The following is a 26,632-nucleotide window of genomic DNA, read 5'->3' on the forward strand; positions in this document are numbered from 1 at the left end:
CGCGCCCTTCTGTATTAATTACCCTTCCTGATTTTCCCCGGCTACCGGTTCGGCACCGGCGGCGGGTTCAATCTCGATGCGATCGACCCGCTGCAAACCGCGGGGCAGCTTGGCACCGCGGCGGCCGCGCTCGCCGCGATAGTAGTCGAGATCAGAGGGTTTGAGGGTGAGCTTGCGCTTGCCGGCAAACAGGGTGACCGACTGACCCTGCGGGATCACGGCGGCCATCACCACAAACTCCTCCCGTGCTTTCACCCGAGCCGACGGAATGCTGATGAGCTTGTTACCCTTGCCCTTGCCGAGCACCGGCAAGGTGTTGAGCGGGAACAGCAGCATGCGCCCTTCGTTGGAGATGGCCATGCAGAGATCGGTCTCCGGCGAGCCGATCTTCTGGGGTGCCATCACCTGACCCCCTTCCGGCACGGTGAGCAGCGCCTTGCCGTTCTTGTTCTTGCCGATCAGGTCGTCATAGGTGCAGACAAAGCCGTAACCGGCATCGCTGGCGATCAGATATGGCTCACCTTCGTTGCCCATCACCAGATGACGTACCTCTTCCCCTGCCCCAAGCGCAAAGCGGCCGGTGAGCGGCTCGCCCTGACTGCGCGCGGATGGCAAGGTGTGAGATTCGAGGGCGTAAGTTCGGCCCAACGTGGAGAGGAACACCGCCTGCTGGTTGCTGCGGCCACAGGCGTGGGCCAGATAGCTGTCCCCCGCCTTGTAGGAGAGCCCCTCGACATCCACATCGTGGCCCTTGGCGGCGCGCACCCACCCCTTGTCGGAGAGGATGACGGTGACCGGTTCGCTGGGAATAAGCTCCTTCTCGGTCAGCGCCACGGCGGTAGCCCGCTCCACCAGCGGGGTGCGGCGATCGTCGCCGTACTTCTCGGCATCGGCCAGCAGCTCTTTCTTGAGCAGGGTGTTGAGACGACGCTCGGAGCCCAGAATGAGCTCCAGCTTGTCGCGCTCTTCGGCCAGTTCGTTCTGTTCGGCGCGCAGCTTGAACTCTTCGAGCTTGGCCAGATGGCGCAGTTTCAGCTCGAGGATCGCTTCGGCCTGGGTCTCGGTAATGTTGAAGCGCTCCACCATCACCTTGCCCGGCTCATCCTCGGTGCGGATGATCTCGATCACCTCGTCGATGTTGAGGTAGGCGATCAGCAAGCCTTCGAGGATGTGCAGGCGAGCCAGCACCTTGTCGAGGCGGAATTGCAGACGGCGACGCACAGTCTCGCGGCGGAACTGGATCCACTCGCTGAGGATGGTCTTGAGGCACTTCACCTGCGGCCGGTTGTCGAGGCCGAGGATGTTGAGGTTGACCCGGTAGTTCTTCTCCAGATCCGTGGTGGCGAACAGGTGGGCCATCAGCCCCTCCACGTCCACCCGGTTGGAGCGCGGCACGATCACCAGACGGGTCGGGTTCTCGTGGTCAGATTCATCGCGCAGATCGGTAACCATCGGCAGCTTTTTCGCCACCATCTGGGCGGCGATCTGCTCCATGATCTTGGCACCGGAGGCCTGATGGGGCAGCGCTGTGATGACGATGTCGCCATCCTCCTCGCTCCAGACCGCCCGCTGCTTGATGGAGCCCTTGCCGGTCTCGTAGATTTTGCGGATATCGTCGCGCGGGGTGATGATCTCGGCGTTGGTCGGGTAGTCCGGCCCCTGAATGTGCGCCATCAATGCATCGAGACCCGCATTGGGGTTGTCGAGCAGCTCGGCACAGGCGTAGGCCACTTCCCGCGCGTTGTGGGGCGGGATGTCGGTCGCCATGCCCACCGCAATACCGGTCACCCCGTTGAGCAGGATGTGCGGCAGGCGGGCGGGCAGCACCACCGGCTCCTTCATGGTGCCGTCGAAGTTCGGCGTCCACTCCACCGTGCCCTGACCAAGCTCCGAGAGCAGCAGCTCGGAGAAACGGGACAGGCGCGCCTCGGTATAACGCATGGCGGCGAAGGATTTGGGATCGTCCGGCGCACCCCAGTTACCCTGACCGTCCACCAGCGGGTAGCGGTAGGAGAAGGGCTGGGCCATCAGCACCATGGCTTCATAACAGGCGATGTCGCCGTGGGGGTGGTACTTACCCAGCACGTCACCCACGGTACGGGCGGACTTCTTGTGCTTGGAGAGGGCCGACAACCCCAACTCGCTCATGGCGTAGATGATGCGCCGCTGCACCGGTTTGAGGCCGTCGCCGATATGCGGTAAGGCCCGATCCATGATGACGTACATGGAGTAGTTCAAGTAAGCCTGTTCGGTAAAGGTGCGCATTGGCTGGCGCTCTACCCCGTCCAGACTGAGCTCGATAGCATCACTCATGTGATTTTCTCTTTCGGTTCGGGAGCCGCCACAGGGCGACTCCGGCTAAATGCTTGCCGGCCCCGACAGGGCCAGCCGACAGCTTAAATGATGGCGAGGTTGCCCTTCTCTTCCAGCCACTCGCGGCGATCACCCGCCCGCTTCTTGGCCAGCAGCATGTCCATCAGCTGCAGGGTCTCGTCAGCCGCATCCCCTTCGCTCTCCCCTGCCGGCTCCATAGTGAGCTGCACCAGACGGCGGGTGTTGGGATCCATGGTGGTTTCCCGCAGCTGTTTCGGGTTCATTTCGCCCAAGCCCTTGAATCGGGTCACCATCACCTTGCCTTTCTTCTTCTCGGCTTCGACCCGCTGCAGCACCCCGTTCTTCTCGTCCTCGTCGAGGGCGTAGTAGACCTCTTTACCGATATCGATCCGGTAGAGGGGCGGCATGGCCACATAGACGTGGCCCTTCTCCACCAGCGTGCGGAAGTGCTTCACAAACAGGGCGCAGAGCAGGGTGGCGATGTGCAGACCGTCCGAGTCCGCATCCGCGAGGATGCACACCTTGCCGTAGCGCAGGCCGCTAAGATCCTCGGAATCGGGGTCAAGCCCGATGGCGACCGAGATATCGTGAACTTCTTGCGAGGCGAGCACCTGACCGGCCTCCACCTCCCAGGTGTTCAGGATCTTGCCGCGCAGCGGCATGATGGCCTGGAACTCGCGATCCCGAGCCTGCTTGGCACTGCCGCCCGCGGAGTCACCCTCCACCAGGAACAGTTCGCCCTGCATGGGGTCGGCGCAGTTACAGTCAGTCAGCTTGCCGGGCAGCGCCGGGCCTTGGGTAATCTTCTTGCGCACCACCGTCTTGGCGGCGCGCATCCGGCGCTGGGCGCTGCTGATGCAGATCTCGGCGATCTGCTCCGCCAGCTCGGTGTTACTGTTCAGATAGAGGCTGAAGGCATCCTTCACCACGCCGGAGACGAACGCCGAGCTCTGACGGGAGGAGAGGCGCTCCTTGGTCTGACCGGCGAACTGCGGATCCTGCATCTTGATGGAGAGGATGTAGGCACAGCGATCCCAGATATCTTCCGGGGTCAGCTTGACCCCGCGCGGCAGCAGGTTGCGGAACTCGCAGAACTCGCGCATGGCGTCGAGCAGCCCCTGACGCAGGCCGTTGACGTGAGTACCGCCCTGCGCAGTGGGTATCAGGTTCACATAGGATTCGGCGAGGCATTCGCCCCCTTCCGGCAACCAGCAGAGCGCCCAGTCCACCGCCGATTGTTCGGAGCTGAACGAGCCGATAAAGGGCTGCTCCGGCAGGCAGGTGAACTGCTTGACCGCGTCGACCAGATAATCCTTGAGGCCATCTTCGTAGCACCACTCCAGCTTGATGCCGGTGTTCTTGTCGAGGAACTTGATGGTGAGGCCGGGGCAGAGCACGGCCTTGGCTTTGAGCAGGTGCTCCAGCTTGGTGACCGAGAACTTGGGCGAATCGAAGTAGCTCGCCTGCGGCCAGAAGCGCACCCGGGTGCCGGTGTTGCGACGACCGCAGGTGCCGGTGATGGTCAGCTCCTGCACCTTCTCGCCGCGCTCGAAGGCGATGTCGTAGACCTGACCGTCGCGGCGCACCGTCACCTCGACCCGATCGGAAAGGGCGTTTACGACCGAAATACCCACCCCGTGCAGACCGCCGGAGAACTGGTAGTTCTTGTTGGAGAATTTGCCGCCCGCGTGCAGCTTGCAGAGGATAAGCTCCACCCCGCTGACCCCCTCTTCCGGGTGGATATCGACCGGCATGCCGCGGCCGTCGTCGATCACTTCGAGGGACTGGTCTTCATGCAGGATCACCTCCAGATTGCGGGCGTGACCCGCCAGCGCTTCATCGACGCTGTTGTCGATGACCTCCTGGCCGAGGTGATTGGGCCGGGTGGTGTCGGTATACATGCCGGGGCGGCGACGCACCGGCTCAAGGCCATTGAGGACCTCAATGGCATCCGCATTGTATTGAGTAGACATGGAGGGCCTTGCGAATTGACGTTTGGGGAGAATCTTACTCGTTGGGAGGGTATTGGACAAACTTGGCTGCGGGAAAGGGTGATCCGGAGGGGATTGTGCCCCTCCCAAGGCTGTTTCAGCTCCCTTCGGCGGGGCCTGGCAGCGCCTGTTGCAGCTGGGAGAGCGAGCTTTGCAGCCGCCACACCATGCCTGCCAGCTCTCGCGCCGTGCCATCGCCATGGTTGGCCAGGCCCTGACTGATCCGCTGCAGCTCGGCCAGCGTGCGGTCGAGGGAGGCGTGCTGCACCCCCTGCTCGGTGAGGATCCCCTTCAGGCTGCGGATACAGTTGTCACGCACCAGATAGAGAGGATGTTCGTCACCGCGCCACTGGCGCAGCTGCCAGACAATATGGCTGCAGTTGAGCAGCACCACGCCCCAGCGCAGCACCCAGAGGCGGGCGGTCTGATCCTGACTCTGACCGAGCTGGCTGATGCAGTGGTAGATGAGCGACTCGAACTGGCTCTCGCTCTGGCGCGGGGCCGGCTCCAGCTGATCCATGAAGTGGCGGCGCAGGGAACGGATAATCCGGCGGCTCTTGCGCCGATCCGAGCTGGGTCGCAGCAGCTGGAACGCCAGCGCGGCGCTCATCACCCCCAGCATCTGGGCGAGGCTGCTGTTGATGAACTGCTGATAGTCGTAACTGGGCGGATTGGTGATGGCGAGAAACGAGCCGAGCAGCACGATCATCTGGCCCCAGAGGCCCGCCTGCCGCACCTGCTGTTGTTTGCAGAGCTGCATGGTGAGCAGCGCCGGAAAGAGCAAGAGGCAGAAAACCCAAAAGTCGTCGATGCGGATCATCAGGCCAAACTTGACCGCAAAGCAGATGAGGCTGAGCAGCAGGATCGCCCTGAGCATGGTGTTGGCCCCCTGAGCCGGGGCCGGGGTCGCCGAGTAGAGCACGCAGCAGATGGAGAGCATGGTGAGCGCCGAGCTGCCCGCATCCCACTGACTGTTGATCCAGAAGGTGCAACCGAGCAGCACGCAGAGGAAGGTGCGCCCGCCGTTGTAGGCGGCCTCTAGCGTGTCGGTATGGCTGGTGAGAGAGGTGTGACGGGGCGGCGCCGGCCACTCCTGATCGTCGTAACGGGTCAACCGGTCGAGCCAGCGCTGACACTCCAGATAGCTCCAGCAGAAGTGGCGCAGCCGCAGCAAAAAGGTGCGCAGCCGGTAATCATGCTCGCTGGTCGGCATCAGGGGAGCCAGCAACCTCGCGACCCGATACTTGTCGCACCCCGGTTTGCCAAGCTCGGCCAGCAGGGTGGCGAGCAGCGCCTGAATACCCTCCGGTTGTTCCGGCCAGTTGTGCAGCATGCGGCGCTGGCTGGAGATAAGGCTGATGAGCCGCAGCTGGCGATGGAGCAGGAAGTTGAGCAGCCGGTTCTGGCGCCGCAGCCGGTGATGGCTCCAGACCGCCTGAATGCGCAGCACGTTCATGGTGAGGATCTGGCCGATCAGCCCTTCGTGGGAGCTGCGCACCTCGGGCGTCATCTCCCCCAGCCAGAGCAGCTGGGCATGTTCCAGCAGGCGTGTCTGGCTCTTGCGCAGGGATTCCAGCAGGGTTTCACTGTCCGAGGTGCTGGGCAGGATCATCATCATCAGGCCGCCGCAGAGGATACCGATGATCACCTCGCTCACCCGCGCCTGGGCAATATCGAAGATATGGTGGGGATCCGCCACATTGACGCAGGAGAAGGCGATGATGGCGGCTGTGTAACCACCGAGGGCAAAAGCGTAGGAGACGTTGTTCTGATAGTGGTTGGATATGTAGGTACACAAGCCCAACCAGAGGGCGATAAGGAAGCTGAACAGCCAGGGATCGCTGATGCCAAGACCGGTGATCACCACCGCAGCCATCGCCCCCATCAGGCTGCCAACCACCCGCCCCAGACTCTTGCTGATCACCCCGCCCACGGTGGGAAAACTCACCACGGCAGCCGAGCTCATCGCCCAGTAGGGGGAGTCGAGCTGCAGCACGAAGGCCAGCCAGAGCGACAGGCACATGGCCAGCGCGTTGCGCAGGGCATAGCGCCACTGCCCCCCTGTCGCCCTCCCCCAGGGGGTACGCAGCCAGAATGACTCGCTCACCCTACTCGCCAATGGTGATGGTGCAGGTGGTACCGGCGATCAGCGTCACGTCCGCCGGCACATCCAGCAGCTTGATCCGCACCGGCACCCGCTGGGCCAGCCGCACCCAGGGCACGTTGGGTTTGACGTCGATCAGCAGGCCGTTGCCGCCATCGACGCTCTGATCGTGGATGGCGCGCCCTATGCTCTCCACCTCGCCGCGCAACCGCTGTTCACCGCTGTAGAGCACCACTTCGGCCGGTTTGCCCGGCGCTATGTGGCCAAGCTTGGTCTCTTCAAAGTAACCCTGCACATAGAAGGAGTGAGTATCCACCAGCGCCACCAGCGGCACGCCGGCGCTAGCATAGTTGCCGACCCGGGTCTGCAGGTTGGTGATGTAGCCATCGCTCGCGGCATGCACCCGGGTCTTGGCCAACGACCACTCCGCCTTCTCCAGATTGGCCTGTGCCACCTGATAGGCCGCCTGCATCGCCTGGGCATTGAGGCGCGCTTCGTCCATCGTCTCGGCTGAGATGACGCTGCGCGACAGGCCGCTACGGCGGTTCGCCTCATGCTCGGCCTTGTCGAGATCCGATTTCGCCTTGGCCAACGCCGCCCGGGCATTATCGAGGGCGATCCGGTAGGGCTCGGGGTCGAGCGTAAAGATCTCCTCCCCCGCCTTCACCAGCTGGTTGTCCTTCACCACGATCTTGATGATCTTGCCCGACACCTCGGGGGTAATGCTGACCAGCTCGGCGCGCACCTTGCCATCCCGGGTCCAGGGCCCCTGCATGTAGTAGTTCCATAGCCACCAGCCCGCCGCCAGCGCCAGCGCGCAGACCAGCAGGGTGGAGAAGTATTTGAGGGTCGCGAGAGGTGATTTAGCCATGTAACAGCATCCATAGAGCGCCGCTGACGGCGAGGATAAAGAGGGAGAGATCCATCAACAAGGGGTGCCAGACATCCCCGCCATAGAGCCAGTCACGCAGCAGATGGTGCACCGGCAGCCAGCAGAGCAGGCCGAGCAGCACCGCCTTGAACAGCGGCGGAAAGTAGAGAGAGGCGCCCAGTACCAGATCCGGCAGCGCAGAAGGAGTTGTCACAAACGTGCTCCCTGTTGGCAGTGAAGTTCAGAAGAGTCAGGCCATCCCCTGCCCCGGGCGAGGCAAAGTAAACAGGCCGCTAAAGATTAACACTGCCCCGCAGGGCGCAACAGGAACATATGAGCCCCTTTCATTCAGACCTGTCGATCTGCTGGATGGTGCACGCCATCGCGCGTCGGCACCTCCCCCAGCTCGAACGGGTTCACTTCCTCAGATGTCAATCAAACAGGGTGTCGCGCCGCCCCTGCAGCAAGTGCTCATAGAGGGTGCGCAACTGGGAGGCCACCACCCGATGGCAGGAGAGCGGGGGCAAGTCGTCGATGGGGAAGTACCCTGCCCCTTTGGTTTCATCGGTTTCGCCCAGCAGCTGGCCGCCGATCACCTCGCACAGGAAGAACGCCTTGTGAGCGTGGGGCAACTGGGGTGGATGAGGGTGTTTTAGCTTGTCGAACAGCGCCAGCAGTTGCACCGCACGGCACTCAAGGCCGGTCTCCTCCACCACTTCACGCACCACGGCATCCGCCGGCGAGTCACCGATATCGCACCAGCCACCGGGCAGAGTCCAGCAGTCGTCGCTGCGCTCCTGTACCAGCAGGATATGACCCGCATCGTTCTGAATGAAGGCCCGCACATCGAGCTTGGGGGTGGGATAACCGCTGTCGAGGGCAATCCAGTCGCTGATAGCTTCCGGCGCCAGCTCGCTCTGGTTGGCGATAAGGGCCACAGTGGCAGCTCGCAGCGCCTCGAAACGGCCGATATCGAAGGGGTCTTTGGAGTAGGTGAGGCCAGCTTGCGCCGTGGCCAGTACCTGTTCCAGAAAGGCGGCCAACGGCGGTTGCATGATTAAAGCCCGAGGAAACGGATAATCTGGGCGGGGTAGCGCTCGAATGCCACGAAGGCGTGGTCGCCGCCGCACTCCAGCGAGAGGCGGGCAAAGCGGTATTCATCCAGCGCCTTGCGATAGTCGAGCACCTCATCCCCCTGCTGTTGCAGGATCCAGAGTCGCTCCGGCGCCGTCACCGGTACCGCCAGTGCCCGCAGCTCATCCATATGTTCAGGCAGCAGTTCGTACTGCTCACCCGTATAGGGATTGGTCTGGGGGCCGAGGTAGTCGCAAAGCAGCTCATGCGGGCGCACCGCCGGATTGATCAGTGCAGCGCGGCAACCGTACTGCTCGCTCACCCGGGTCGCCATAAAGCCGCCGAGGGAGCTGCCCACGGCGCCGAGTTTGAATTCACTACCATAACGACCCTGCAGATCGGCGATGGTCTGCTCGATAGCCGCCCAGGCCGCCGCTGGCGTATTGGGCTGGGTCGGAATGATCACCTCGATATCCGGCCGATTGGCGGCCACCCAGGCAGCCATCTGCTGCGCCTTGGCGGAACCCGGTGAGGAGTTGAAACCGTGCAGATAAAGGAGAACCGACTTCATGGAATGCTCTCCTCAATAACCGGTGGCGTTGGGGTCGGGCACAAACTGCCCCACCGGCAGGCGCCACACCTCGCTGGCCACCCGCCCATCCGGATAGAGGGTGAGATAGCGCCAGCCCGGGCCGGATTCATCCAGCGCAAAGCCATCAGAGAGCGGTTTGAACTGGATGCAGGTCGATGGGCTGGCAATCAGCCGCACCCCGCGGTGCACCTCGTCAAACTCCTGATGGACGTGGCCAAACAGGATGGTCTTCTGCTGCGGATGACGGGCCAGTACGGCGAACAGGTCATCGGCATTCTTGAGATTGTGCTGATCCAGCCAGGCGCAGCCCACCGGCACCGCCTGATGGTGTAGGGTGATAAGAGCGTGGCGATCAGGATATTGACGCAGGGCGCGGTCGAGGGCGGCCAGCTGGTGATCGCCAATCATGCCGTGAGGTTTGCCGCGCACCTGGGTGTCGAGCAGGATCACCTGCCAGTGGTCGCCCACCAGCTGCTTGGATTCGCTGATCCCGGCGGCATGGAGATATTCGGTCATCAGCGGGCTGTCATCGTGATTGCCGGGCAGCCAGTAGATGGGGCGGCCCAGGGGCGCCATCATGGAGGCGAAACGCTGATAGGATTCCGGGCTGTGATCCTGCGACAGATCGCCGGTCGCCAGAATCACCTCGTAGGGGTGTTCATTGGCCTGCACCTGTTCCAGCACGGCGGCCAGACTCTCTGCGGTGCGCACAGCCAACAGCCGCCCTTCGGCACTCGCGAAGAGGTGGGTGTCGGTAATTTGCAACAGGCGCACACTGCCGTCCTGCGCCTGGGGGAGCTCTGTTTCCAAAATCACGCTTCTTTTTATTTGTTCAACTGGAGATATTGATCGGGCTGGTACCATGTCTGAGACAAAATTTTAGCCATTCGGCCAGAAACAGATTTACCTGCTCCTTTTCGTCCCGCTGGTGCATCTTTTTATTGGGATAATCATAACGTGGTTGCAAACGGGAAATCTGTTGCGCTGCACACACTTCCGCCATCCGCACATCATGATACAAACGAATCTCTATCTGAGCTTGTAAATATTCGGGTAATTCGGGGTTGTGCTGGCTCAGGATCACCTGATTGGTGAAGCGACTCTCGCCAATGATGGTGAGCTGGAACTGCAGATCGTTGCCGACCCGATAGCGGCGCTCGGCGCCGACTTCCCCATCAGGCGGCAGCAGTTTCATCAATGCCATGTAGTTGACCTCGCAGGTACGCTGCAAGGACATCAGATCAGGCACATAGCGCTTGCTCTGTTGCAGGGTCAGCGCCACCTCAGCGATCCGCCAGCCAGCGGGCGCGCAGCTCGCCATGGTTGAGGGCCAGCCACTGCAGGGCAATGACCGAGGCCGCATTGTCGATGCGTCCCTCTTTGAGCCAGGCGTAGGCCTGTTCGCGGCTCACCACCTGCACCCGGATATCCTCGCCTTCATCAGCCAGACCGTGCAGCCCCTCGGCCTTGCTGGCATCCACCTCGCCCACAAAGACCTCGATCCGCTCGGTGCTGCCGCCCGGGCTCACCAGATAGCTGATGGCATGCTCGCAGCGGGCAACCTCGATCCCGGCCTCTTCCACCGCTTCCCGGCGCACCACGTCTTCAGCGACCTCGCCTGGGTCTATGATGCCGGCCACCAGCTCCAGCAGCCAGGGGGTCGGACTGGTCTCCATGGCGCCGATGCGGAACTGCTCCACCAGCACGATCTGGTCGCGCACTGGATCATAGGGCAGCAGCGCGGCAGCATGGCCCCGCTCGAACAGCTCGCGCACGATGGGCTGATTCCAGCCGCCAGCAAATAACCGATGCTGCAAACGATAGACATTCACCTTGAAGAAGCCGTTATATCCAGCTGATTTTTCAATGATTTTCACATCATCGGCGGCGTAATGCCGATCTTGCGGCAAGGGTTGCTGCGACATCCGGGGCTCCCGTCAGCTTGACTTGTATCAGTTTGACCATAAAATCCGAGGAACATGAATGAACGTTCATTCACTCGGCGTGCCATGGTAATGAGGGGTGGATTTTAGCAGCCACAGACCATTTGGCTAGGCGCGCGGGGAGAAAACTGCGTCCGGTTCTTGACGTTCCCGTCACCGGACCTGAGACTCTTAGCATTAAATTTTGCTTATAGTAGAGTGATTAAGCTGCAATCAAGCTTGGTCGGTGACAATATTTGCCTCTCCAGCAACCAGTTTGGGTTACTACATAAGGTTAAAACGATCTATGAAAAGAACACTTTTGTCAGTCATGGTGTTGCTGGGCGTCAGTGCCGGTGCCCATGCCGAAAACCTGCTCGACATCTACCAGCAAGCCCAGATCAAAGACCCGCAGTTGCTGCAGTCCAAAGCCGTTCGCGACCAGGCCTTCGAGAAGATCAACGAATCCCGCGCCCCTCTGCTGCCCCAGATCGATCTGGGTGCCGGGCTCAATTATCTGCAAAACAAGACGATACCCAGAGCAATACCAACGCCAAGGGTGAAGTGACGCTGTCGCAATCCCTCTATCGTCGCAGTAACTGGGTCAATCTGGATATCAGCGAGAAACAGGCCACCCAGTCAGATGTCGCCTACAACCTCGAAATCCAGAACCTGATGGTGCGCACCGCCAAAGCCTACTTTGATGTGCTCAAGGCGATGGATACCCTGGAGTTCGTTCGTGCCAACAAGGTTGCCGTAGAGCGTCAACTGGAGCAAACCCAGCAGCGTTTCGAAGTGGGCCTGACCGCCATCACCGACGTTCATGAAGCCGAAGCCTCCCGCGACCAAGCGCTGGCTGACGAGATCAATGCCGAAAACTCGCTGGACAACAGCTACGAGACCCTGCGCGAGCTGACCGGTATCGATCACCGCAATCTGGACGTGCTGAACACCGATCGTTTCAGCCCGCAGAAGACCGCTTTCGGCTCCGACAAGTGGCTGGAGCTGGCGCTGGACAAAAACCTGCAACTGCACAGTGCCCGCATCAGCAAGGACATTGCCAAGGAGCAGATCGATCTGGCCAAAACCGGCCATGAGCCGACTCTGGATCTGGGTGCCGGACTGCAAACCAGCAATACCGATTACAAGCTGGATAGTATTCAGAGCGGCGGCAATGACAATCAGGCCAATATCGGTCTGACCTTCAAGCTGCCCATCTACAGCGGTGGCGCCACCAGCTCCAAGGTGAAGCAGGCTCAATACAACTACGTAGCGGCCAGCGAACTGCTGGAGAAGAACTTCCGCTCGGTGCAGAGCACAGTGCGCTCCTCCTACAACAACGTGAACGCCAGCATCGGCTCGGTGCGCGCCTACAGCCAGTCTGTGGTCTCCGCCGACAGCGCCCTGAAGGCGACCGAAGCCGGTTACGAAGTGGGTACCCGTACCATCGTCGACGTGCTGGACTCCACTCGCAAGCTGTACGAGGCCAAGCAGAAGCTCTCCGAAGCCCGTTACAACTACATTCTCAATATCCTGAGCCTGAAACAGGCTGCCGGTATTCTGGAAGCGCAGGATCTGGTGGAAGTGAACCAGGGCCTGATGCCTGCCACGGCAAAAGCCAAGGGCTGATAGCCGCTATCGGGAATGAAAAAGGCGACCGCAAGGTCGCCTTTTTGTTATCCGTATTTCTGTCGGCTTGCAGCCGCCGATAGCGAGCCCCGCCAGATTGCGGGGCCAGCAGAACGTTAGCCGCGCTCGCGGATCGTCTTGATGATGTCGGTGGTAGAGCAGCCATCCTCGAAGTTGAGGACGCGTACCTCGCCGCCATTGGCGGTCACCTCGGCGTAACCGGCGATATCTTCCGGCTTGTAGTCGCCGCCCTTGACCAGCAGATCCGGCAGGATCTCAGCGATCAGGCGCTGCGGGGTATCTTCACCAAATGGCACAACCCAATCCACCGCGCCCAGCGCAGCCAGTACGGCCATGCGGCGCTCGGTCGGGTTGACCGGACGACCCGGCCCTTTCAGGCGGCGAACCGATTCGTCGGTATTGACCGCCACGATCAGGCGATCCCCCAGCTTACCGGCATTGGCCAGATAGGAGACATGGCCGGCGTGCAGGATGTCGAAGCAACCGTTGGTCATCACTACCTTCTCGCCACGCAGACGGGCGGCACGAACCGCCACTTTCAGCTGGGCTTCGGACATGACGCCGAAGCCTGTCTCCTGCTCGGTGTAGAGGGCATTGGCCAGCTCGACCGGACTGACGGTGGAGGTACCCAGCTTGCCGACCACGATACCGGCAGCGGTATTGGCCAGCGCGCAGGCTTCGTCCAGGCTCTTGCCTGCCGCCAGTGAGGTAGCCAGAGTGGAGATGACGGTATCACCGGCACCGGTCACATCATAAACCTCGTGGGCCTGAGCCGGCAGATGCAGCTCCGGCTGACCTTCGCGGATCAGGGTCATGCCGTTCTCGGAACGGGTGACCAGCAGGGCATCCAGCTCGAAACGCTTGACCAGATCCAGCCCCTTGGCGACCAGCTCCTCTTCGCTCTTCACCTTGCCCACCACGGCCTCGAATTCGGACATGTTGGGGGTCAGCAGAGTGGCACCGCGGTACTTCTCGAAGTCGGTCCCCTTGGGGTCGACCAGCACCGGAATACCCACGGCTCGGGCGCGCTGGATCATGCCGGGCACATCGTTGAGAGCACCCTTGCCATAGTCGGAAAGGATCATCACGTCGCTATTCGGCAGCGCCTGCTCAACCTTGCTCATCAGCAGGGTGGCATCGACGGAGTGGAAGGGCTCTTCAAAGTCCAGACGCAGCAGCTGCTGGTTGCGGGACAGCACCCGCAGCTTGGTGATGGTCGGGAAGTCGGCCAGACGAACGAAATCACAGGCCACCTTGACGCCAGCCATCTGACCCGCCAGGGCATCGGCCGCTTCATCCTGACCGGTCAGGCCAAGCAGCACGGCATGAGCGCCAAGGGCGGCGGAGTTGAGGGCCACGTTGGCTGCGCCACCGGGACGCTCCTCAATGTGTTCAACCTTGACCACGGGCACCGGTGCCTCGGGGAGATCCGACCGGTAGGGCCATGCCAGTAACGGTCCAACATGACATCGCCAACGACCAGAACGCGGGCTTTTTCAAAATCGGGCAGGGTGATCTTCATCTGTATCGACTCTCAAAACCTGAAAAATCAGCGGGCGATTTTATCACACTCTTTTATCCGGTGTAGAAAAAGCCGACCGCAGTTGCCGCCGCTGTCACGCTAACCGGACGCGGGTTACCCCTCTGACCAGCACACAGCCATTCGCCCCCGCCCCCCCTTTTCGGCTAGAATCCCCCGATTGTGTTTGCGAACAAGAGATTAGCCATGGCCCACGACAACGCTCCCCGCCTGGAGCCCCGCCTGTTTCATCCCCGTTACTGGGCCAGCTGGTTCGGCCTAGGCCTGCTCTGGCTGCTGACCCTGCTGCCGTGGCGTAGCCAGATGTGGCTGGGCCGTCAGCTCGGTCGTCTCGCCGCCAGGATATTGAAGTCCCGGGTCAAGATTGCCCGTCGCAATCTGGAGCTGGCCATGCCCGAGCTGACCCGGGATGAGCGGGAGAAACTGCTAAAAGCAAACTTCGAGAGCGTGGGCTGCGCCGTGTTCGAGGTGGGGATCGCCTGGTTCTGGCCAGACTGGCGGATGCGCAACCTGATGAAGGTGGAAGGGGAAGAGCATGTCATTGCCGCCATGGAAAAAGGTCAGGGCATGCTACTGCTCTCCTGCCACTTCCTGACGCTTGAACTCAACGCCCGCTGTTTCGGTCTGGTACGGCCAGGGGTCGGGGTTTATCGCCCCAACACCAACCCGGTGCTGGAGTATGCCCAGTACCACGGTCGCTGCGCCTCCAACAAATATCTGGTAGACCGGATGGACGTGAAGGGGATGATCAAGGCGCTGCGCAACGGTGACGCCCTCTGGTACGCGCCGGATCACGACTATGGCTCCCACGCCAGCGTGTTCGTGCCCTACTTCGCGGTGGAGCAGGCGGCCACCATCACCGGCACCGCCACTCTGGCGCGGGTGAAGAACACAGTCACCCTGCCCTGCTACAACATCCGCACCAGCGAGGGTTACACCCTCCATATCGGGGCGCCGCTCGCCGACTACCCGAGCGGGGATGACATGGTCGATGCCGCCCGCGCCAACCGCGAGATTGAAGCTGCCGTGCGCAAGGCGCCGGAGCAGTACATGTGGCTCCATCGCCGCTTCAAGACCCGCCCCTCTCCCGAGGATGCCGGTTTCTACTAAGCCGCAGTCCCCGACAGGGGCCAGATCGCAAAAACCGACAAACCGCCTGCTGGCGGTTTGTTTTTATCTGCTATCAGCCCTGTGCGGCAAACAAGCGCCCCGAACATCTGCCGCTCGATAGCATCCTGCATGTTGGCGCCCATTCCCATCAACCAGCAGCAAAAGAGAGCTCATCGCCGACCGTAAAAACTGAAAGCGGGTTACAAATTTATTGATTCATTGGTAAGCAATGGAGTGTTTCGATAGATCCATCGTCACTACCCGCTGATGAGTGACTGAGTGATTTGTCCCATTCGAATACAAAAATTTAATTTGTGACACGAATCACCTTTACGCAAGGTGATCACCAAGAAACTTTAGTGACTTGAGTCACATAAAATGACCATGCAAAACAGAAAAGATCGAAATGTAGCCGAATTACAGCATGGGAATGTGATGTGGGTCACTGGTTATGGAGGGGGTATCGCTGGGTATCTGAGAGCTGGATCACAAGACACCCCGTTTTCAGCCTAATTTGATATCAAGCTGGTAGATTGAAGTTGCTTGGACGACCGGGATGGCGGTTCGGCAAAACCGGCCATCCCGACTACCACTTTTAATCAAACAGGCTTAAAACGGGGTCCCGACATGTTATCACCGGATACCAAAGTCAAGATACAGAATTTTGGACGCTTCCTGTCCAATATGGTCATGCCCAACATAGGCGCCTTTATCGCCTGGGGCTTTATCACCGCCCTCTTCATCCCCACCGGCTGGCTGCCCAATGAAACCTTGGCCAAGCTGGTCGGCCCCATGATCACCTACCTGCTGCCGCTGCTGATTGGCTACACCGGCGGCAAACTGATGGGCGGCGAGCGCGGCGGCGTGGTCGGCGCCATCACCACCATGGGTGTCATCGTGGGGACCGATATCCCCATGTTCATGGGCGCCATGATGGTCGGCCCGCTCGGTGGCTGGGCCATCAAGCGCTTCGACAAGGCGATGGACGGTCGCGTCAAGAGCGGATTCGAGATGCTGGTCAACAACTTCTCCGCCGGCCTTATCGGCATGCTGCTGGCGATCCTGGCCTTCTTCGTGATCGGCCCCTTCGTCAAGGTGCTCTCCGGCGTGCTGGCCGGTGGCGTCGGATTCCTGGTGGATAACCACATGCTGCCGCTCACCTCCATCTTTGTCGAACCGGCCAAGATCCTGTTCCTCAACAACGCCATCAACCACGGCATCTTCTCGCCGCTGGGGATCCAGCAGGCGACCGAGCACGGCAGCTCTATCTTCTTCCTGATTGAAGCGAACCCGGGCCCGGGCATGGGCGTACTGCTGGCCTACATGGTGTTTGGTCGCGGCGCCGCCAAGCAGTCCGCTGCCGGTGCCTCCATCATTCACTTCTTCGGCGGCATCCACGAGATCTACTTCCCGTATGTGCTGATGAACCCGCGCCTCATTCTGGCGGTGATCGCCGGCGGCATGACCGGGGTCTTTACCCTGACCCTGTTCAATGCCGGTCTGGTCTCCCCCGCGTCGCCGGGCTCCATCTTCGCCGTGCTGCTGATGACGCCGAAAGCCTCCCTGATCGGGGTCGCCCTCTCCATCATCAGCGCGACTCTGGTCTCTTTCCTGGTCGCCGCCGTGTTCGTCCGCGCCCAGCAGCCGGAAGCTGACGAGGCCGATGCCCTCAGTGAAGCCACTCGCAAGATGAAAGCCATGAAGGGCGGCAAGCCCGAAACCGCAGCGGCCAAGAAGCCGGGCGGCGAACTGATGGCGGTACGCAATATCGTGGTCGCCTGCGATGCGGGCATGGGCTCCAGCGCCATGGGCGCCGGCATGCTGCGCAAGCGGGTGCAGGCCGCAGGGCTCGATATCAGCGTCACCAACCGCGCCATCGATCAGCTCGACGATCAGGTGGACTGGGTCATTACCCACAAGGATCTGACCGAGCGGGCCCGTCGCCATGCGCCGAACGCTCACCATATCTCGCTCACCAACTTCCTCGACAACGGCCTCTATCAGGAGCTGGTACAGAGCCTGAGCCGCGCCGCCAACGATGATGTCGCCAACCCGCAACTGCTGGTGGCGGCCAACGACGACAGCTACGAACCACAGGCAGCCGAAGTCTTTACCCTGAGCCGTCATGACGTGCATCTGGGACTGAAAGCGGACAACAAGGAGGCCGCCATCCTGACCGCAGGCCGACTGCTGGCCGAGCGCGGCTACGTGGCGCCCGACTACGTCAACGCCATGCTGGAGCGGGAACAACTGGTCTCCACCTACCTCGGCGAATCCATTGCCGTGCCGCACGGCACCATCGCCGCCAAGGAGTTTGTGAAGCGTACCGGCATCGTCATCTGCCAGTACCCGGCCGGGGTCGCCTTTGGCGAGGCTGCCGATGAGGTAGCACGGCTGGTGATCGGTATCGCCGCCCGCAACGACGAACATATGCAGGTGATAACCCGCCTGACCAATGCACTGGATGAACCCGGTCTCATCGACCGGCTGGCCAGCACCACGGATCCCCAGGCCTTCCTGGATCTGCTGGGTGCCGAACAGGCTGCGTAATCATCTTTCATCGTCTTTGGTTCAAGAGGTTAATATCATGAAAACATTGCATTTTGGTGCTGGTAACATCGGTCGCGGCTTTATCGGCAAAGTGCTGGCGGATGCCAGCCATCAGGTCACCTTCGCCGACGTCAACGACACCCTGATCGATCAGCTCAACCACCGCCAGGAGTACAAGGTCCATGTGGTGGGAGCGGATCAGAAGCTGGACGTGGTGCGTAACGTGGCAGCGGTGAGCTCCGCCGGTCACGAGGTGATCGCCCGTATCATCACCGCCGATCTGGTCACCACGGCAGTGGGCCCCAACATTCTGGACAAGATTGCCAGCACCCTGGCCAAGGGGCTGCAGGCCCGCTTCGATGCCGGCAACTTGACTCCGCTCAACGTCATCGCCTGTGAAAACATGGTGCGCGGCACCAGCCACCTCAAGCGGGAGGTACTCAAGTACCTGCCGGTCGCGTATCATGCCACGCTCGAATCCTGTATCGGCTTCGTCGACTCGGCGGTGGATCGCATCGTGCCGCCCGCCGCGGCTGCCAACGATGATCCGCTGGAAGTGACGGTAGAGAGCTTCAGCGAGTGGATCGTCGACCAGACCCAGTTCAAGGGGGAGCTGCCACAGGTGGCGGGCATGGAGCCCACCGACAACCTGATGGCCTTCGTCGAGCGCAAGCTGTTCACCCTCAACACCGGCCACATCGTCACCGCCTATCTCGGCAAGCTGCGGGGCTACCGCACAGTGCGCGAGGCGATCGAGGATCCGGTGATCCGCAGCAAGGTGCGCCGCTCCATGGAGGAGAGCGGTGCCGTGCTGGTGAAACGCTACGGCTTCGACCCGCGTCTGCACGCCGCCTACATCGAGAAGATCCTGGCCCGCTTCGCCAACCCCTATCTGGTGGACGAGATTGACCGGGTCGGTCGTCAGCCGCTGCGCAAGCTGGCGGCGGGAGATCGACTGGTGAAGCCGCTGCTGGGCACCCTGGAGTACGGCCTGCCCAACGAGCAGTTGCAGGAGGGGATCGCCGCGGCGCTCCACTATCGCAATGCCGATGACCCGCAGGCGGTGGAGTTGCAAGCCCTGCTGGCGGAGCTTGGCCCGGCCAAAGCGTTGGCCCGCGTCACCGGACTGGATGAAGAGAGCGAAGTGGTTCGCGCCATCGTCGCCCGTTACGAAACCCTGTAATAACCCTGCTTGCGGCGCATTCAGCCACCACTGATAGCGCGCCAAGCGCTTGAATGGCAAGGGAATGTGCCCCATATGATAAAAACCGGGAGAGAGGCCCACTCTCTCCCTGTCAGCTGGACCCAATGCACCTATGACCACACACCAGGAAGATGAAGTACTGGAACGACTGAATGAGCAGGATGGCCCCCGCGGCTTCTTTCTCGAAGCCGTGACCATCCTGGAAGAGGCGGTCGACTCCCTGATGCGACGCGCGTTCCGTCAGGAGGAGTATGCCGTCAAATACGCCATCGAACCCCTGCTCAACCAGAGCGGCCCCCTCGGCCAGCTGGAGGTGCGCCTCAAGCTCATCTTCGCCCTCGGCCTCATCTCACTCGAGCGCTATCAGGATATCGAAGCCTATATCAAGATCCGCGACTTTCTGGTGCGCGACCCCAAGGATTACCGCTTCAGCGACAAGCCGATCCGCGATCTGCTCGACCGCCTGCACGGGGTCAATCAGGGTGGCATGATGAAGCTGGAGCCCCCCGCCAGCGAAGAGGATTGGGCCTTCTACCAGATGCAGCTCAACCGGCTCGATCAGATGGTGCGCTCCGCACTGGTACTGGCGCTGGCCGACTGTGTCGGCGAGCTCCACAAGGAGAGCCCCATCTAATCCGGCCACATGAAATGATATGACCGCCTGTTGGCGGTCTTTTTCTGCGCCGCTCTTGCCACTGCACCTTGCCCCACACATTGGCAGATGCCACTCTGATCCCGCACCGCCTCGCCTGTACGTCGCACACTATTGGCGCCACAGGCAGAAAAACCCTCACATGGAAGAATCGAACGTCATGAGTGACCCGAACGTCAACCCGCTGATTGCCCCGCTGCTGGCGTTGTTGCAGCAGGCGGCGGGCAGCTACAAGGTGCATGAACTGATGGCTGCTCTGCGCCAGCAGGGGGCAATTCCGGTACTGGCCGACGATGAGCAGTTGCAGCTGTTTCGGGTCAACTTCCTGATCATGAACGCCCTCTACCAGTTGCAGGCCGAGCTTTGGCAAGAAGGATGGTGGCTGGTGATCAGCACTCTGGATATCCGGCTCGAACCGCTGGCCGAGAACCTACAAACCAACCACGGCTTTGCCCTTGGCGAAAATCTGCGTAGCTACTATCTAGACTGGCAGGTGTTCTGGCAGACCGATCGTGCCGAAGTTGAGGCCCTGCTCAACCGCTTCTGGCGCGCTTATGACGGTGAGGGGCACAAAGCCGAGGCGCTGGCCCTGTTCGAGTTGAATGAAGGGGCGAGTCAGGAGGCGATCCGCCGCCGCTGGCGGGAGCTGGCATTGCAGCACCATCCGGATCGGGGCGGCAATGCCGAGACCTTTATCCGCATCCGCTGGGCATGGGAGGTCCTGCGGGGATGATCCCGTTGCCGCATATAAAGGGCAGGCATAGACTGGAGCTGGATATTCCCCACAGGAGAGCATCATGACAGTCAGTGAACTTCGTAAGCTCTATCAGCAACAGATCCTGCAAGAGGCCGAAATACTCCACGACGTGGCTATTCCCGGCTGGATCATCGAATTCAGAGGCAAGGATGGCGCCCTCTACGAGCTGACCGACACCCTCGGCTGCCCGGTCAGTTTCGGCACCGTCGAGCAGGCCCGCGAACATCTGCATCAGGTGGCCGACTGCCCGGTTCAGGTGGAGCACCTCTACCGCTTCTTCGAACGCTAGCGCCAACCACCGCACAGTAAAAAGGCTCCCGAGGGAGCCTTTTGTTATTCCGGTTGCTTTCTATTCCGGTTGCAGCGGTTCCGCCACCTTGCCCTCCAGCTTCCTGACCGGCTTTTGCAGGATCAGGTTGGCCGGATAGGTGACCAGATCGCCGTTGTCATCACGCACCCGCACGTAGAACAAGCCAATCTCGGTGATGACGCCGGTGACCGAATCATCTTTGTCGAGGATGCGGATCCGGTCGCCAATCTTGTAGGGGAAGGCGAAGAAGATGGTGATGCTGGCGGTGATGTTGGAGAGGATCGACCACTGGGCGACCATGGCGACCCCCAATACCGCAAAGAAGGAGGAGGCGAGCACCACCAGTCGGGAGAAGTCGAGCCCCCACACCCCGGCCAGTACCAGCAAGGTGGCGCAGCCGAGCAGGAAGTGGAACACATGGGCCACGTAGAGCACCCGGTTCTCGCTCACCTGCCTGCTCTGACCGAGCGCCAGCAGGCTCTTGTGAATCAGCCGCCGGATCAGGGTATGACCCAGCAACAGCAGCAGGGTCAGGCCAATTGATTGCCACATGGGTTATGCCTCCTTACCACCAGCGCCGATGCTTGAGCCAGATAGCCAGCCCGCTGGCCAGCGCCACCAGCGAACCACAGAAGACCCAGAAGGCGGTCGGATTCTCGGCACCGGGGATACCGCCGAGGTTGATGCCAAACAGGCCGGTCAGGAAGCTGGCAGGCAAAAAGAGCAGTGCCATCACCGACATCTGGTAGGCGCGGCGGTTGGTCGCCTCCGCCATCAGATTGTTGATCTCGTCCGCCAGCACGGCGGTACGTGCCACCCCGGCATCGAGGTCATCGAGCCAGCGCCGCAGCCGATCGGCGATATCGAGCAGACGACGGCGATCATCCTCATCCAGCCAGCTGATCTTCTCGTTGGCCAGCCGCGCCACCAGATCCCGCTGGGGGGAGAGGTAACGACGGATCATGATGAGCTGCTTGCGGATCAGCGCCAGCCGGCCATTGGCGGGCATGTCGCGCATCAGCACCATCTCCTCCAAATCGAGGATCTTGTCGTGCAGCTCCTCGACAAACTCCCCCGCCCGGTCGGTCAGGGCATCGCAGATCTCCACCAGCCAGTCGGCCGGGGTATCGGCGCCGCCCCCCAGCTTGAGCTGGTTGAAGACATCCTGCTCGGAGAGCAGCGGACGACGACGGCTGCTGATGATGAGATCCGGGGTGATGAAGATGCGCAGCGCCACCATCTCTTCGGGCCTGTGATCCTTGTTGTGGTTGATGCCGCGCAGGATCAGCAGCACCGTCTCCCCCATCCGCACCAGCTTGGGACGATTGCTCTGGCCGAGCAGCGACTCCCTGGCCGCCTCGCTGAGCAAGGGGGTCTGCAACAGCCAGCGCGCCGAATCGGGATTGCCGTAATCCAGATGCAGCCAGCCGGGATGTGCCGCCGGGACTTCGCTTCCCGCCGTCAGCAGCGCCATGCCACCCTTGCCATCCAGGGTCAGGGCATAAATCACTTCACCGGGCACCCGATCCATCTCGTCTCCTTCTCGTTTCATGTGCTGGCCCCAGCTTACACCAAAGGCGGGGCCGACTCAGCCCCGCGCCGGGAAGGGGAGGCCTGTGTTAACATGGCCGCTCTCGTTTTCCATCCGCTTTCACTACAGGAAACCATGCCATGCCCATCTGGGTTGATGCCGATGCCTGCCCCATTCCGGTCAAGGAGATCCTCTACCGCGCCGCCCACCGCGCCCAGGTCGTCACCACCCTGGTGGCCAATCAGGGGTTGCGGGTGCCCCCCTCGCCCTTCATCAAAACCCAGCAGGTGGAGAAGGGATTCGATGTGGCAGATCATGTCATCGCCCAGCAGGTTCAGCCCGGCGATCTGGTGATCACCGGTGATATCCCCCTCGCCTCCTGGGTGATCGATGCTGGCGGCGAGGCGCTCAACCCCCGTGGCGAGATCTACACCCGCGAGACCATCAAGGCGCGGCTCGGCATGCGCAACTTTATGGAAGAGCTGCGCTCGGCCGGCGTGCAGACCGGCGGCCCGGCCCCCTTCAATGCCGCTGACAAACAGCGCTTCGCCAACGCCCTCGACAAGTGGCTGGTCAAAGGCAAGCTGTAAAGAGACCCTAAAGGCGCCCAACATGGGCGCTTTTTCGCCGTAACATCCTGATTTTTAAAATAAGAGCTGACCACAACCGTCAGGCTGGTAAGATGCGCCGCCATCTTGTCCACGCCGTAATCATCATGACCGCCCAAGGGCACCTGCTCTTCTCCGTTACCTGCACCCTGATCGCCCACAAACTGCAGCTCACTCCGGCCCTGGCCGATGCCAGCCTGTGGCAGACCATCCCTGCCGCGCTGGCCAGCGCCCTGTTGCCCGACCTCGACCACCCCAAATCGGTGCTGGGGCAACGACTGCCGTGGATCTCGAAACCTCTGTCGCGGCTGTTCGGGCATCGCGGTTTCACCCACAGTCTGCTGGCGGTCGCCGCTGCCGTCTGGGGGCTGAACCAGAGCCTGCCGCCGGACACCTTGCCCATGGGGGTCAAGGATGCGCTTATCGTCGGCTACCTCAGCCATCTGCTGGGGGACTGGCTCACCCCGGCGGGCATTCCGCTCTTCTGGCCCATCAAGCGCCGTTACCGCCTGCCGGGCTGGCCGCTGCGCAGTGGCGGCGCCATCGAAACCGGCTTTTGCACCCTCACCCTGCTGGTTGCCGGCTGGTGGTGCGGCTGGCGCCTGTAAGCCAGAAATAAAAAAGCCCCTGACGAGGTCAGGGGCTCAAACCGTGGCAGATGCCACTAGAGGATCAGATCATGATGCCTGCGATAACAGCAGAGAGCAGGCTGACCAGAGTTGAACCGTAGACCAGCTTCAGACCGAAGCGGGAAACCATGTTGCCCTTCTCTTCGTTCAGCGCTTTTACCGCACCGGCGATGATGCCGATGGAGCTGAAGTTGGCGAAGGAGACCATGAAGATGGAGAGGATGCCGACAGTACGCGGAGAGAGCTCGGCAGCCACCTTGCCCAGATCCATCATCGCCACGAACTCGTTGGTTACCAGCTTGGTCGCCATGATGGAGCCCGCTTGCAGCGCTTCACCACTCGGGATACCCAGGATCCAGGCGATCGGGTAGAAGAGGTAGCCCATGACGAACTGGAAGTTCACGCCAAATGCCATCTCGAACAGGTAGTTGATCAGGGCGATCAGGGCGATGAAGCCCACCAGCATGGCACCCACGATCACGGCAACGGTGAAACCGGCCATGATGTACTCACCCAGCATCTCGAAGAAGTTCTCTTTCTTCGGGGTGTGGTGCTCGTCACCTTCGGCAATGGCCTTGATGTCGGTCACGGAGTTATCCGGCTCGTAGGGGTTGATCAGCGACAGCACCACAAAGGTACTGAACATGTTGAGCACCAGCGCGGCAACCACGTAGCGCGGCTCGATCAGCTGCATGTAGGCACCGACGATGGACATGGAGACGGTAGACATGGCAGTCGCCGCCAGGGTGTACATCTGCTTCTCGTTCAGGTGCGGCAGGATGTTCTTGAGGGCGATGAAGTTCTCGGACTGGCCGACGATCATCGAGCTGATGGCATTGAAAGACTCCAGCTTGCCCATGCCGTTGATCTTGGCCAGCACGGTACCGATACCGCGGATCACCAGCGGCAGCAGGCGGATGTACTGCAGAATACCGATCAGCACGGAGATGAAGACGATGGGCATCAGCACCATCAGGAAGAAGGAGAAGGCCCCTTCGTTGACCAGACCACCGAACACGAAGTCGGTACCCTGTTTGGCAAACTCCATCAACTTGGTGAAGCCGGCCGCGAAGCCCCCCACCACCGCCAGACCCACTTCGGAGTTCAGCATGAACCAGGCCAGCGCCAGTTCGACCACCAGCAGTTGGCCGATATAACGCAGTTTGATCTGTTTCCAGTTGTGGCGGTTAGCCAGCAGAGAGAGAGCGAGGACCATCACCAGTCCGAGCACAAAGTGAACGTATTCCATACCTGTAGCACCTGAGTAAATTGTAATTTTTGACCGGCGCCATCATAGACATTTGCACATTTAAAAATCAGATAGCCATCACAATCCCGCGCAATATTATGGAGGCAGGATAATACAAACGTTTTTAAATTAATTGTGCAATGAACTGATATTAATCGCGCAACACAGATAACATAAATCCTTTTAAAACATAATGTTGAGTAATGGTGGCGCCGTTTTCATATTCTTTAAAAATATTTAATCAGCATTTTCGCAACATTCCTTGTGGCGCAGTAACTGCTCGCACAATATTTTCCAGTCATTATATTAAAACACTGAAAATAGAAAACGTTTATCCATGATAAATAATTAGATGAGTGTTTGAAAAATAGTCCTTATCGTATTGTCGGTGATCGTCCGCGGTCGGTTTGGCAACAAATGAACCTTTAATGGCCCCTCGTGGCCAGCCGTTCAAAAATCCGCCACATCCGGTGCCACATTCTGGTATGATGCGCGGCCTTAGCGCTCGCGCATCCCCGTTTTCTCCGAAATAGAGTCCTTTTGTGAACAACAGCGAATTTAGCAGCCTCAATCTCTCCCCCGCCCTGCAAGAGAACCTCACCAGCCTGGGTTACCTGCAGATGACCCCGATCCAGGCCCAGAGCCTGCCTCTGGTGCTCGATGGCAAAGACCTGATCGCCAAGGCAAAAACCGGCAGCGGCAAGACCGCCGCCTTCGGCCTCGGCCTGCTGGCCAAGCTCAACGTCAACCGCCTCGAAGTGCAGGCGCTGGTGCTCTGCCCGACCCGCGAACTGGCGGATCAGGTGGCTCAGGAGATCCGTCGTCTGGCGCGCGCCCTGCCCAACGTCAAGCTGGTGACCCTGTGCGGCGGCACCCCGACCGCACCGCAGTCCGCAACCCTGAGCTTTGGTGCCCACATCGCCGTTGGCACCCCGGGTCGCATTCTCAAACATCTGGAGCAAGGCACGCTGGAGCTCTCCGGCCTCAAGACACTGGTGCTGGATGAAGCGGATCGCATGCTGGACATGGGCTTTGGCGAAGATATCAACCGGGTCATCAGCTATGCCCCCCAGCAGCGCCAGACCCTGCTCTTCTCCGCGACCTATCCGGAAGGGATCGCCCAGATGAGCCGCGGCGTGCAGCGCAATCCGGTCGAGGTGAGCGTGGAGTCCCTGCACGAGGGGAGCGCCATCGAACAGAAGCTTTACGAAGTGCCTGCCGGTCAGCGCCTCGACGCCCTCACCTGGCTGCTGAGTCACTACCAGCCAAGCTCCTGCGTGGTGTTCTGCAACACCAAGCGCGCCTGTAACGACGTGGCCGACCATCTGGCCGCCAAGGGCTTCTCGGCGCTGGCGCTGAATGGCGATCTGGAACAGCGGGAGCGGGATCAGGTGCTGGTGCGCTTTGCCAACGGCAGCGCCACCATTCTGGTGGCCACCGATGTGGCGGCCCGCGGCCTCGACATCAAGGAGCTGGGCGCCGTCATCAACTACGAGCTGACCTATGATCCGGAAGTGCACGTGCACCGCATCGGTCGTACCGGTCGTGCCGGCCAGCAGGGTCTGGCCCTGAGTCTCTATCAGCCGAACGAGGCCCAGCGCGTCAACTTTATCGAAGAGTACCAGCAGGCTCCGATGCCGCTGGGTGATCTCGACAGCATCGGCCGCGATATCAAGCCGATCGCCCCGCAGATGGTGACCCTCTCCATCGATGCAGGCCGCAAGACCAAGGTGCGGGCCGGTGACATTCTGGGCGCCCTGACCGGAGAAGGCGGCATTGCTGGTGCCGATGTGGGCAAGATCCAGATCTCCGAGCAGTACTCCTACGTCGCCGTGAAGCGCAGCGTGGCGAGCGCCGCCCTCAAGCGGTTGCAGGAAGGCAAGATCAAGGGTCGCAGCTACCGCGCCCGCAAACTGGGCTAAGGTTTTTTGCAAGCCGTTAGCCAGACCACAGG

General features: G+C 61.0%; 22 protein-coding genes and 2 pseudogenes. 10 read left to right on the forward strand and 14 right to left on the reverse strand.

What is annotated here, in order from left to right; all coding sequences use genetic code 11:
• Positions 1–18: 18 nt before the first annotated feature.
• The 10 genes from parC to nudF form a co-directional block, all read right to left on the reverse strand.
• A complete protein-coding gene (parC, locus tag ACTG2O_RS00960) occupies positions 19–2,313 on the reverse strand; it encodes a DNA topoisomerase IV subunit A (RefSeq protein ID WP_439975229.1) in 2,295 nt (764 codons plus the stop codon).
• A gap of 83 nt (positions 2,314–2,396) precedes the next feature.
• On the reverse strand, positions 2,397–4,307 hold the full coding sequence (gene parE, locus ACTG2O_RS00965; RefSeq protein WP_005363090.1) for a DNA topoisomerase IV subunit B: 1,911 nt from the start codon (positions 4,305–4,307) through the stop codon (positions 2,397–2,399).
• A 115-nt stretch (positions 4,308–4,422) separates the two neighbouring features.
• On the reverse strand, positions 4,423–6,432 hold the full coding sequence (locus tag ACTG2O_RS00970) for an FUSC family protein (protein WP_236285653.1): 2,010 nt from the start codon (positions 6,430–6,432) through the stop codon (positions 4,423–4,425).
• A gap of 1 nt (position 6,433) precedes the next feature.
• Positions 6,434–7,300, reverse strand: coding sequence for an efflux RND transporter periplasmic adaptor subunit (locus tag ACTG2O_RS00975; protein WP_236285651.1), 867 nt, complete (start codon positions 7,298–7,300; stop codon positions 6,434–6,436).
• Complete coding sequence (locus ACTG2O_RS00980) at positions 7,293–7,535, reverse strand: DUF1656 domain-containing protein (protein WP_033113020.1); 243 nt, start codon at positions 7,533–7,535, stop codon at positions 7,293–7,295. Before ACTG2O_RS00980 ends, ACTG2O_RS00975 begins: the two co-directional genes overlap by 8 nt.
• Positions 7,536–7,731: 196 nt before the next feature.
• Positions 7,732–8,355, reverse strand: coding sequence for an NUDIX hydrolase (locus ACTG2O_RS00985; protein ID WP_236285649.1), 624 nt, complete (start codon positions 8,353–8,355; stop codon positions 7,732–7,734).
• Positions 8,356–8,357: 2 nt separating this feature from the next.
• Positions 8,358–8,945, reverse strand: coding sequence for a YqiA/YcfP family alpha/beta fold hydrolase (locus ACTG2O_RS00990; RefSeq protein WP_236285648.1), 588 nt, complete (start codon positions 8,943–8,945; stop codon positions 8,358–8,360).
• Between the two features lie 12 nt (positions 8,946–8,957).
• On the reverse strand, positions 8,958–9,776 hold the full coding sequence (gene cpdA / locus ACTG2O_RS00995) for a 3',5'-cyclic-AMP phosphodiesterase (protein WP_041202814.1): 819 nt from the start codon (positions 9,774–9,776) through the stop codon (positions 8,958–8,960).
• A 22-nt stretch (positions 9,777–9,798) separates the two neighbouring features.
• Entirely contained in the window at positions 9,799–10,248 is a 450-nt protein-coding gene (locus tag ACTG2O_RS01000; RefSeq protein ID WP_043826046.1) for a DUF1249 domain-containing protein, read from the reverse strand.
• Position 10,249: 1 nt separating this feature from the next.
• The gene (gene nudF, locus ACTG2O_RS01005; protein ID WP_236285645.1) at positions 10,250–10,891 is read right to left on the reverse strand and encodes an ADP-ribose diphosphatase; all 642 of its coding nucleotides are present in this window, start codon (positions 10,889–10,891) and stop codon (positions 10,250–10,252) included.
• Positions 10,892–11,195: 304 nt separating this feature from the next.
• Here nudF and tolC point away from each other — a divergent pair.
• Positions 11,196–12,517: pseudogene (tolC, locus tag ACTG2O_RS01010) on the forward strand (outer membrane channel protein TolC).
• A gap of 116 nt (positions 12,518–12,633) precedes the next feature.
• Here tolC and hldE read toward each other — a convergent pair.
• Positions 12,634–14,060: pseudogene (hldE, locus tag ACTG2O_RS01015) on the reverse strand (bifunctional D-glycero-beta-D-manno-heptose-7-phosphate kinase/D-glycero-beta-D-manno-heptose 1-phosphate adenylyltransferase HldE).
• Positions 14,061–14,264: 204 nt separating this feature from the next.
• Here hldE and lpxL point away from each other — a divergent pair.
• The 6 genes from lpxL (at position 14,265) to ACTG2O_RS01045 (ending at position 20,640) form a co-directional block, all read left to right on the forward strand.
• On the forward strand, positions 14,265–15,188 hold the full coding sequence (gene lpxL / locus ACTG2O_RS01020; RefSeq protein ID WP_021231687.1) for an LpxL/LpxP family Kdo(2)-lipid IV(A) lauroyl/palmitoleoyl acyltransferase: 924 nt from the start codon (positions 14,265–14,267) through the stop codon (positions 15,186–15,188).
• A 627-nt stretch (positions 15,189–15,815) separates the two neighbouring features.
• Positions 15,816–17,738 carry a PTS mannitol transporter subunit IICBA gene (locus tag ACTG2O_RS01025; protein WP_439975230.1) on the forward strand — a complete coding sequence of 641 codons (1,923 nt, stop codon included), beginning with the start codon at positions 15,816–15,818 and terminating at the stop codon, positions 17,736–17,738.
• A gap of 37 nt (positions 17,739–17,775) precedes the next feature.
• On the forward strand, positions 17,776–18,921 hold the full coding sequence (locus tag ACTG2O_RS01030; RefSeq protein WP_439975231.1) for a mannitol-1-phosphate 5-dehydrogenase: 1,146 nt from the start codon (positions 17,776–17,778) through the stop codon (positions 18,919–18,921).
• Between the two features lie 133 nt (positions 18,922–19,054).
• Positions 19,055–19,576 (forward strand): MltR family transcriptional regulator, encoded by a 522-nt coding sequence (locus tag ACTG2O_RS01035; protein WP_005335907.1) that lies wholly within the window; start codon positions 19,055–19,057, stop codon positions 19,574–19,576.
• Between the two features lie 178 nt (positions 19,577–19,754).
• On the forward strand, positions 19,755–20,327 hold the full coding sequence (locus tag ACTG2O_RS01040; RefSeq protein ID WP_236285639.1) for a DNA-J related domain-containing protein: 573 nt from the start codon (positions 19,755–19,757) through the stop codon (positions 20,325–20,327).
• Positions 20,328–20,391: 64 nt separating this feature from the next.
• Positions 20,392–20,640, forward strand: a complete 249-nt coding sequence (locus ACTG2O_RS01045) for a hypothetical protein (RefSeq protein ID WP_005354919.1) — start codon at positions 20,392–20,394, stop codon at positions 20,638–20,640.
• A 60-nt stretch (positions 20,641–20,700) separates the two neighbouring features.
• Here the strand turns inward: ACTG2O_RS01045 and ACTG2O_RS01050 are convergent, their stop codons facing one another.
• Positions 20,701–21,213 (reverse strand): mechanosensitive ion channel domain-containing protein, encoded by a 513-nt coding sequence (locus ACTG2O_RS01050; RefSeq protein WP_005354921.1) that lies wholly within the window; start codon positions 21,211–21,213, stop codon positions 20,701–20,703.
• Positions 21,214–21,226: 13 nt separating this feature from the next.
• Positions 21,227–22,192: a zinc transporter ZntB gene (gene zntB / locus ACTG2O_RS01055; RefSeq protein WP_439976641.1), complete on the reverse strand. Its 966-nt coding sequence runs from the start codon at positions 22,190–22,192 to the stop codon at positions 21,227–21,229.
• 140 nt (positions 22,193–22,332) lie between these two features.
• Between zntB and ACTG2O_RS01060 the strand changes: the two genes are divergently transcribed.
• Both ACTG2O_RS01060 and ACTG2O_RS01065 read left to right on the forward strand, forming a co-directional pair.
• Complete coding sequence (locus tag ACTG2O_RS01060) at positions 22,333–22,782, forward strand: YaiI/YqxD family protein (protein ID WP_005335916.1); 450 nt, start codon at positions 22,333–22,335, stop codon at positions 22,780–22,782.
• 125 nt (positions 22,783–22,907) lie between these two features.
• The gene (locus ACTG2O_RS01065; protein ID WP_041234360.1) at positions 22,908–23,408 is read left to right on the forward strand and encodes a metal-dependent hydrolase; all 501 of its coding nucleotides are present in this window, start codon (positions 22,908–22,910) and stop codon (positions 23,406–23,408) included.
• A gap of 64 nt (positions 23,409–23,472) precedes the next feature.
• Here ACTG2O_RS01065 and ACTG2O_RS01070 read toward each other — a convergent pair whose 3' ends face one another.
• Positions 23,473–24,678 carry a NupC/NupG family nucleoside CNT transporter gene (locus ACTG2O_RS01070; RefSeq protein WP_005363118.1) on the reverse strand — a complete coding sequence of 402 codons (1,206 nt, stop codon included), beginning with the start codon at positions 24,676–24,678 and terminating at the stop codon, positions 23,473–23,475.
• A gap of 542 nt (positions 24,679–25,220) precedes the next feature.
• Between ACTG2O_RS01070 and dbpA the strand changes: the two genes are divergently transcribed.
• Positions 25,221–26,600, forward strand: a complete 1,380-nt coding sequence (gene dbpA, locus ACTG2O_RS01075; protein WP_005335919.1) for an ATP-dependent RNA helicase DbpA — start codon at positions 25,221–25,223, stop codon at positions 26,598–26,600.
• Positions 26,601–26,632 lie beyond the last annotated feature (32 nt).

The sequence above is a fragment of the Aeromonas sp. 61P genome (genome assembly GCF_051919545.1).
Classification (GTDB): domain Bacteria; phylum Pseudomonadota; class Gammaproteobacteria; order Enterobacterales; family Aeromonadaceae; genus Aeromonas; species Aeromonas veronii.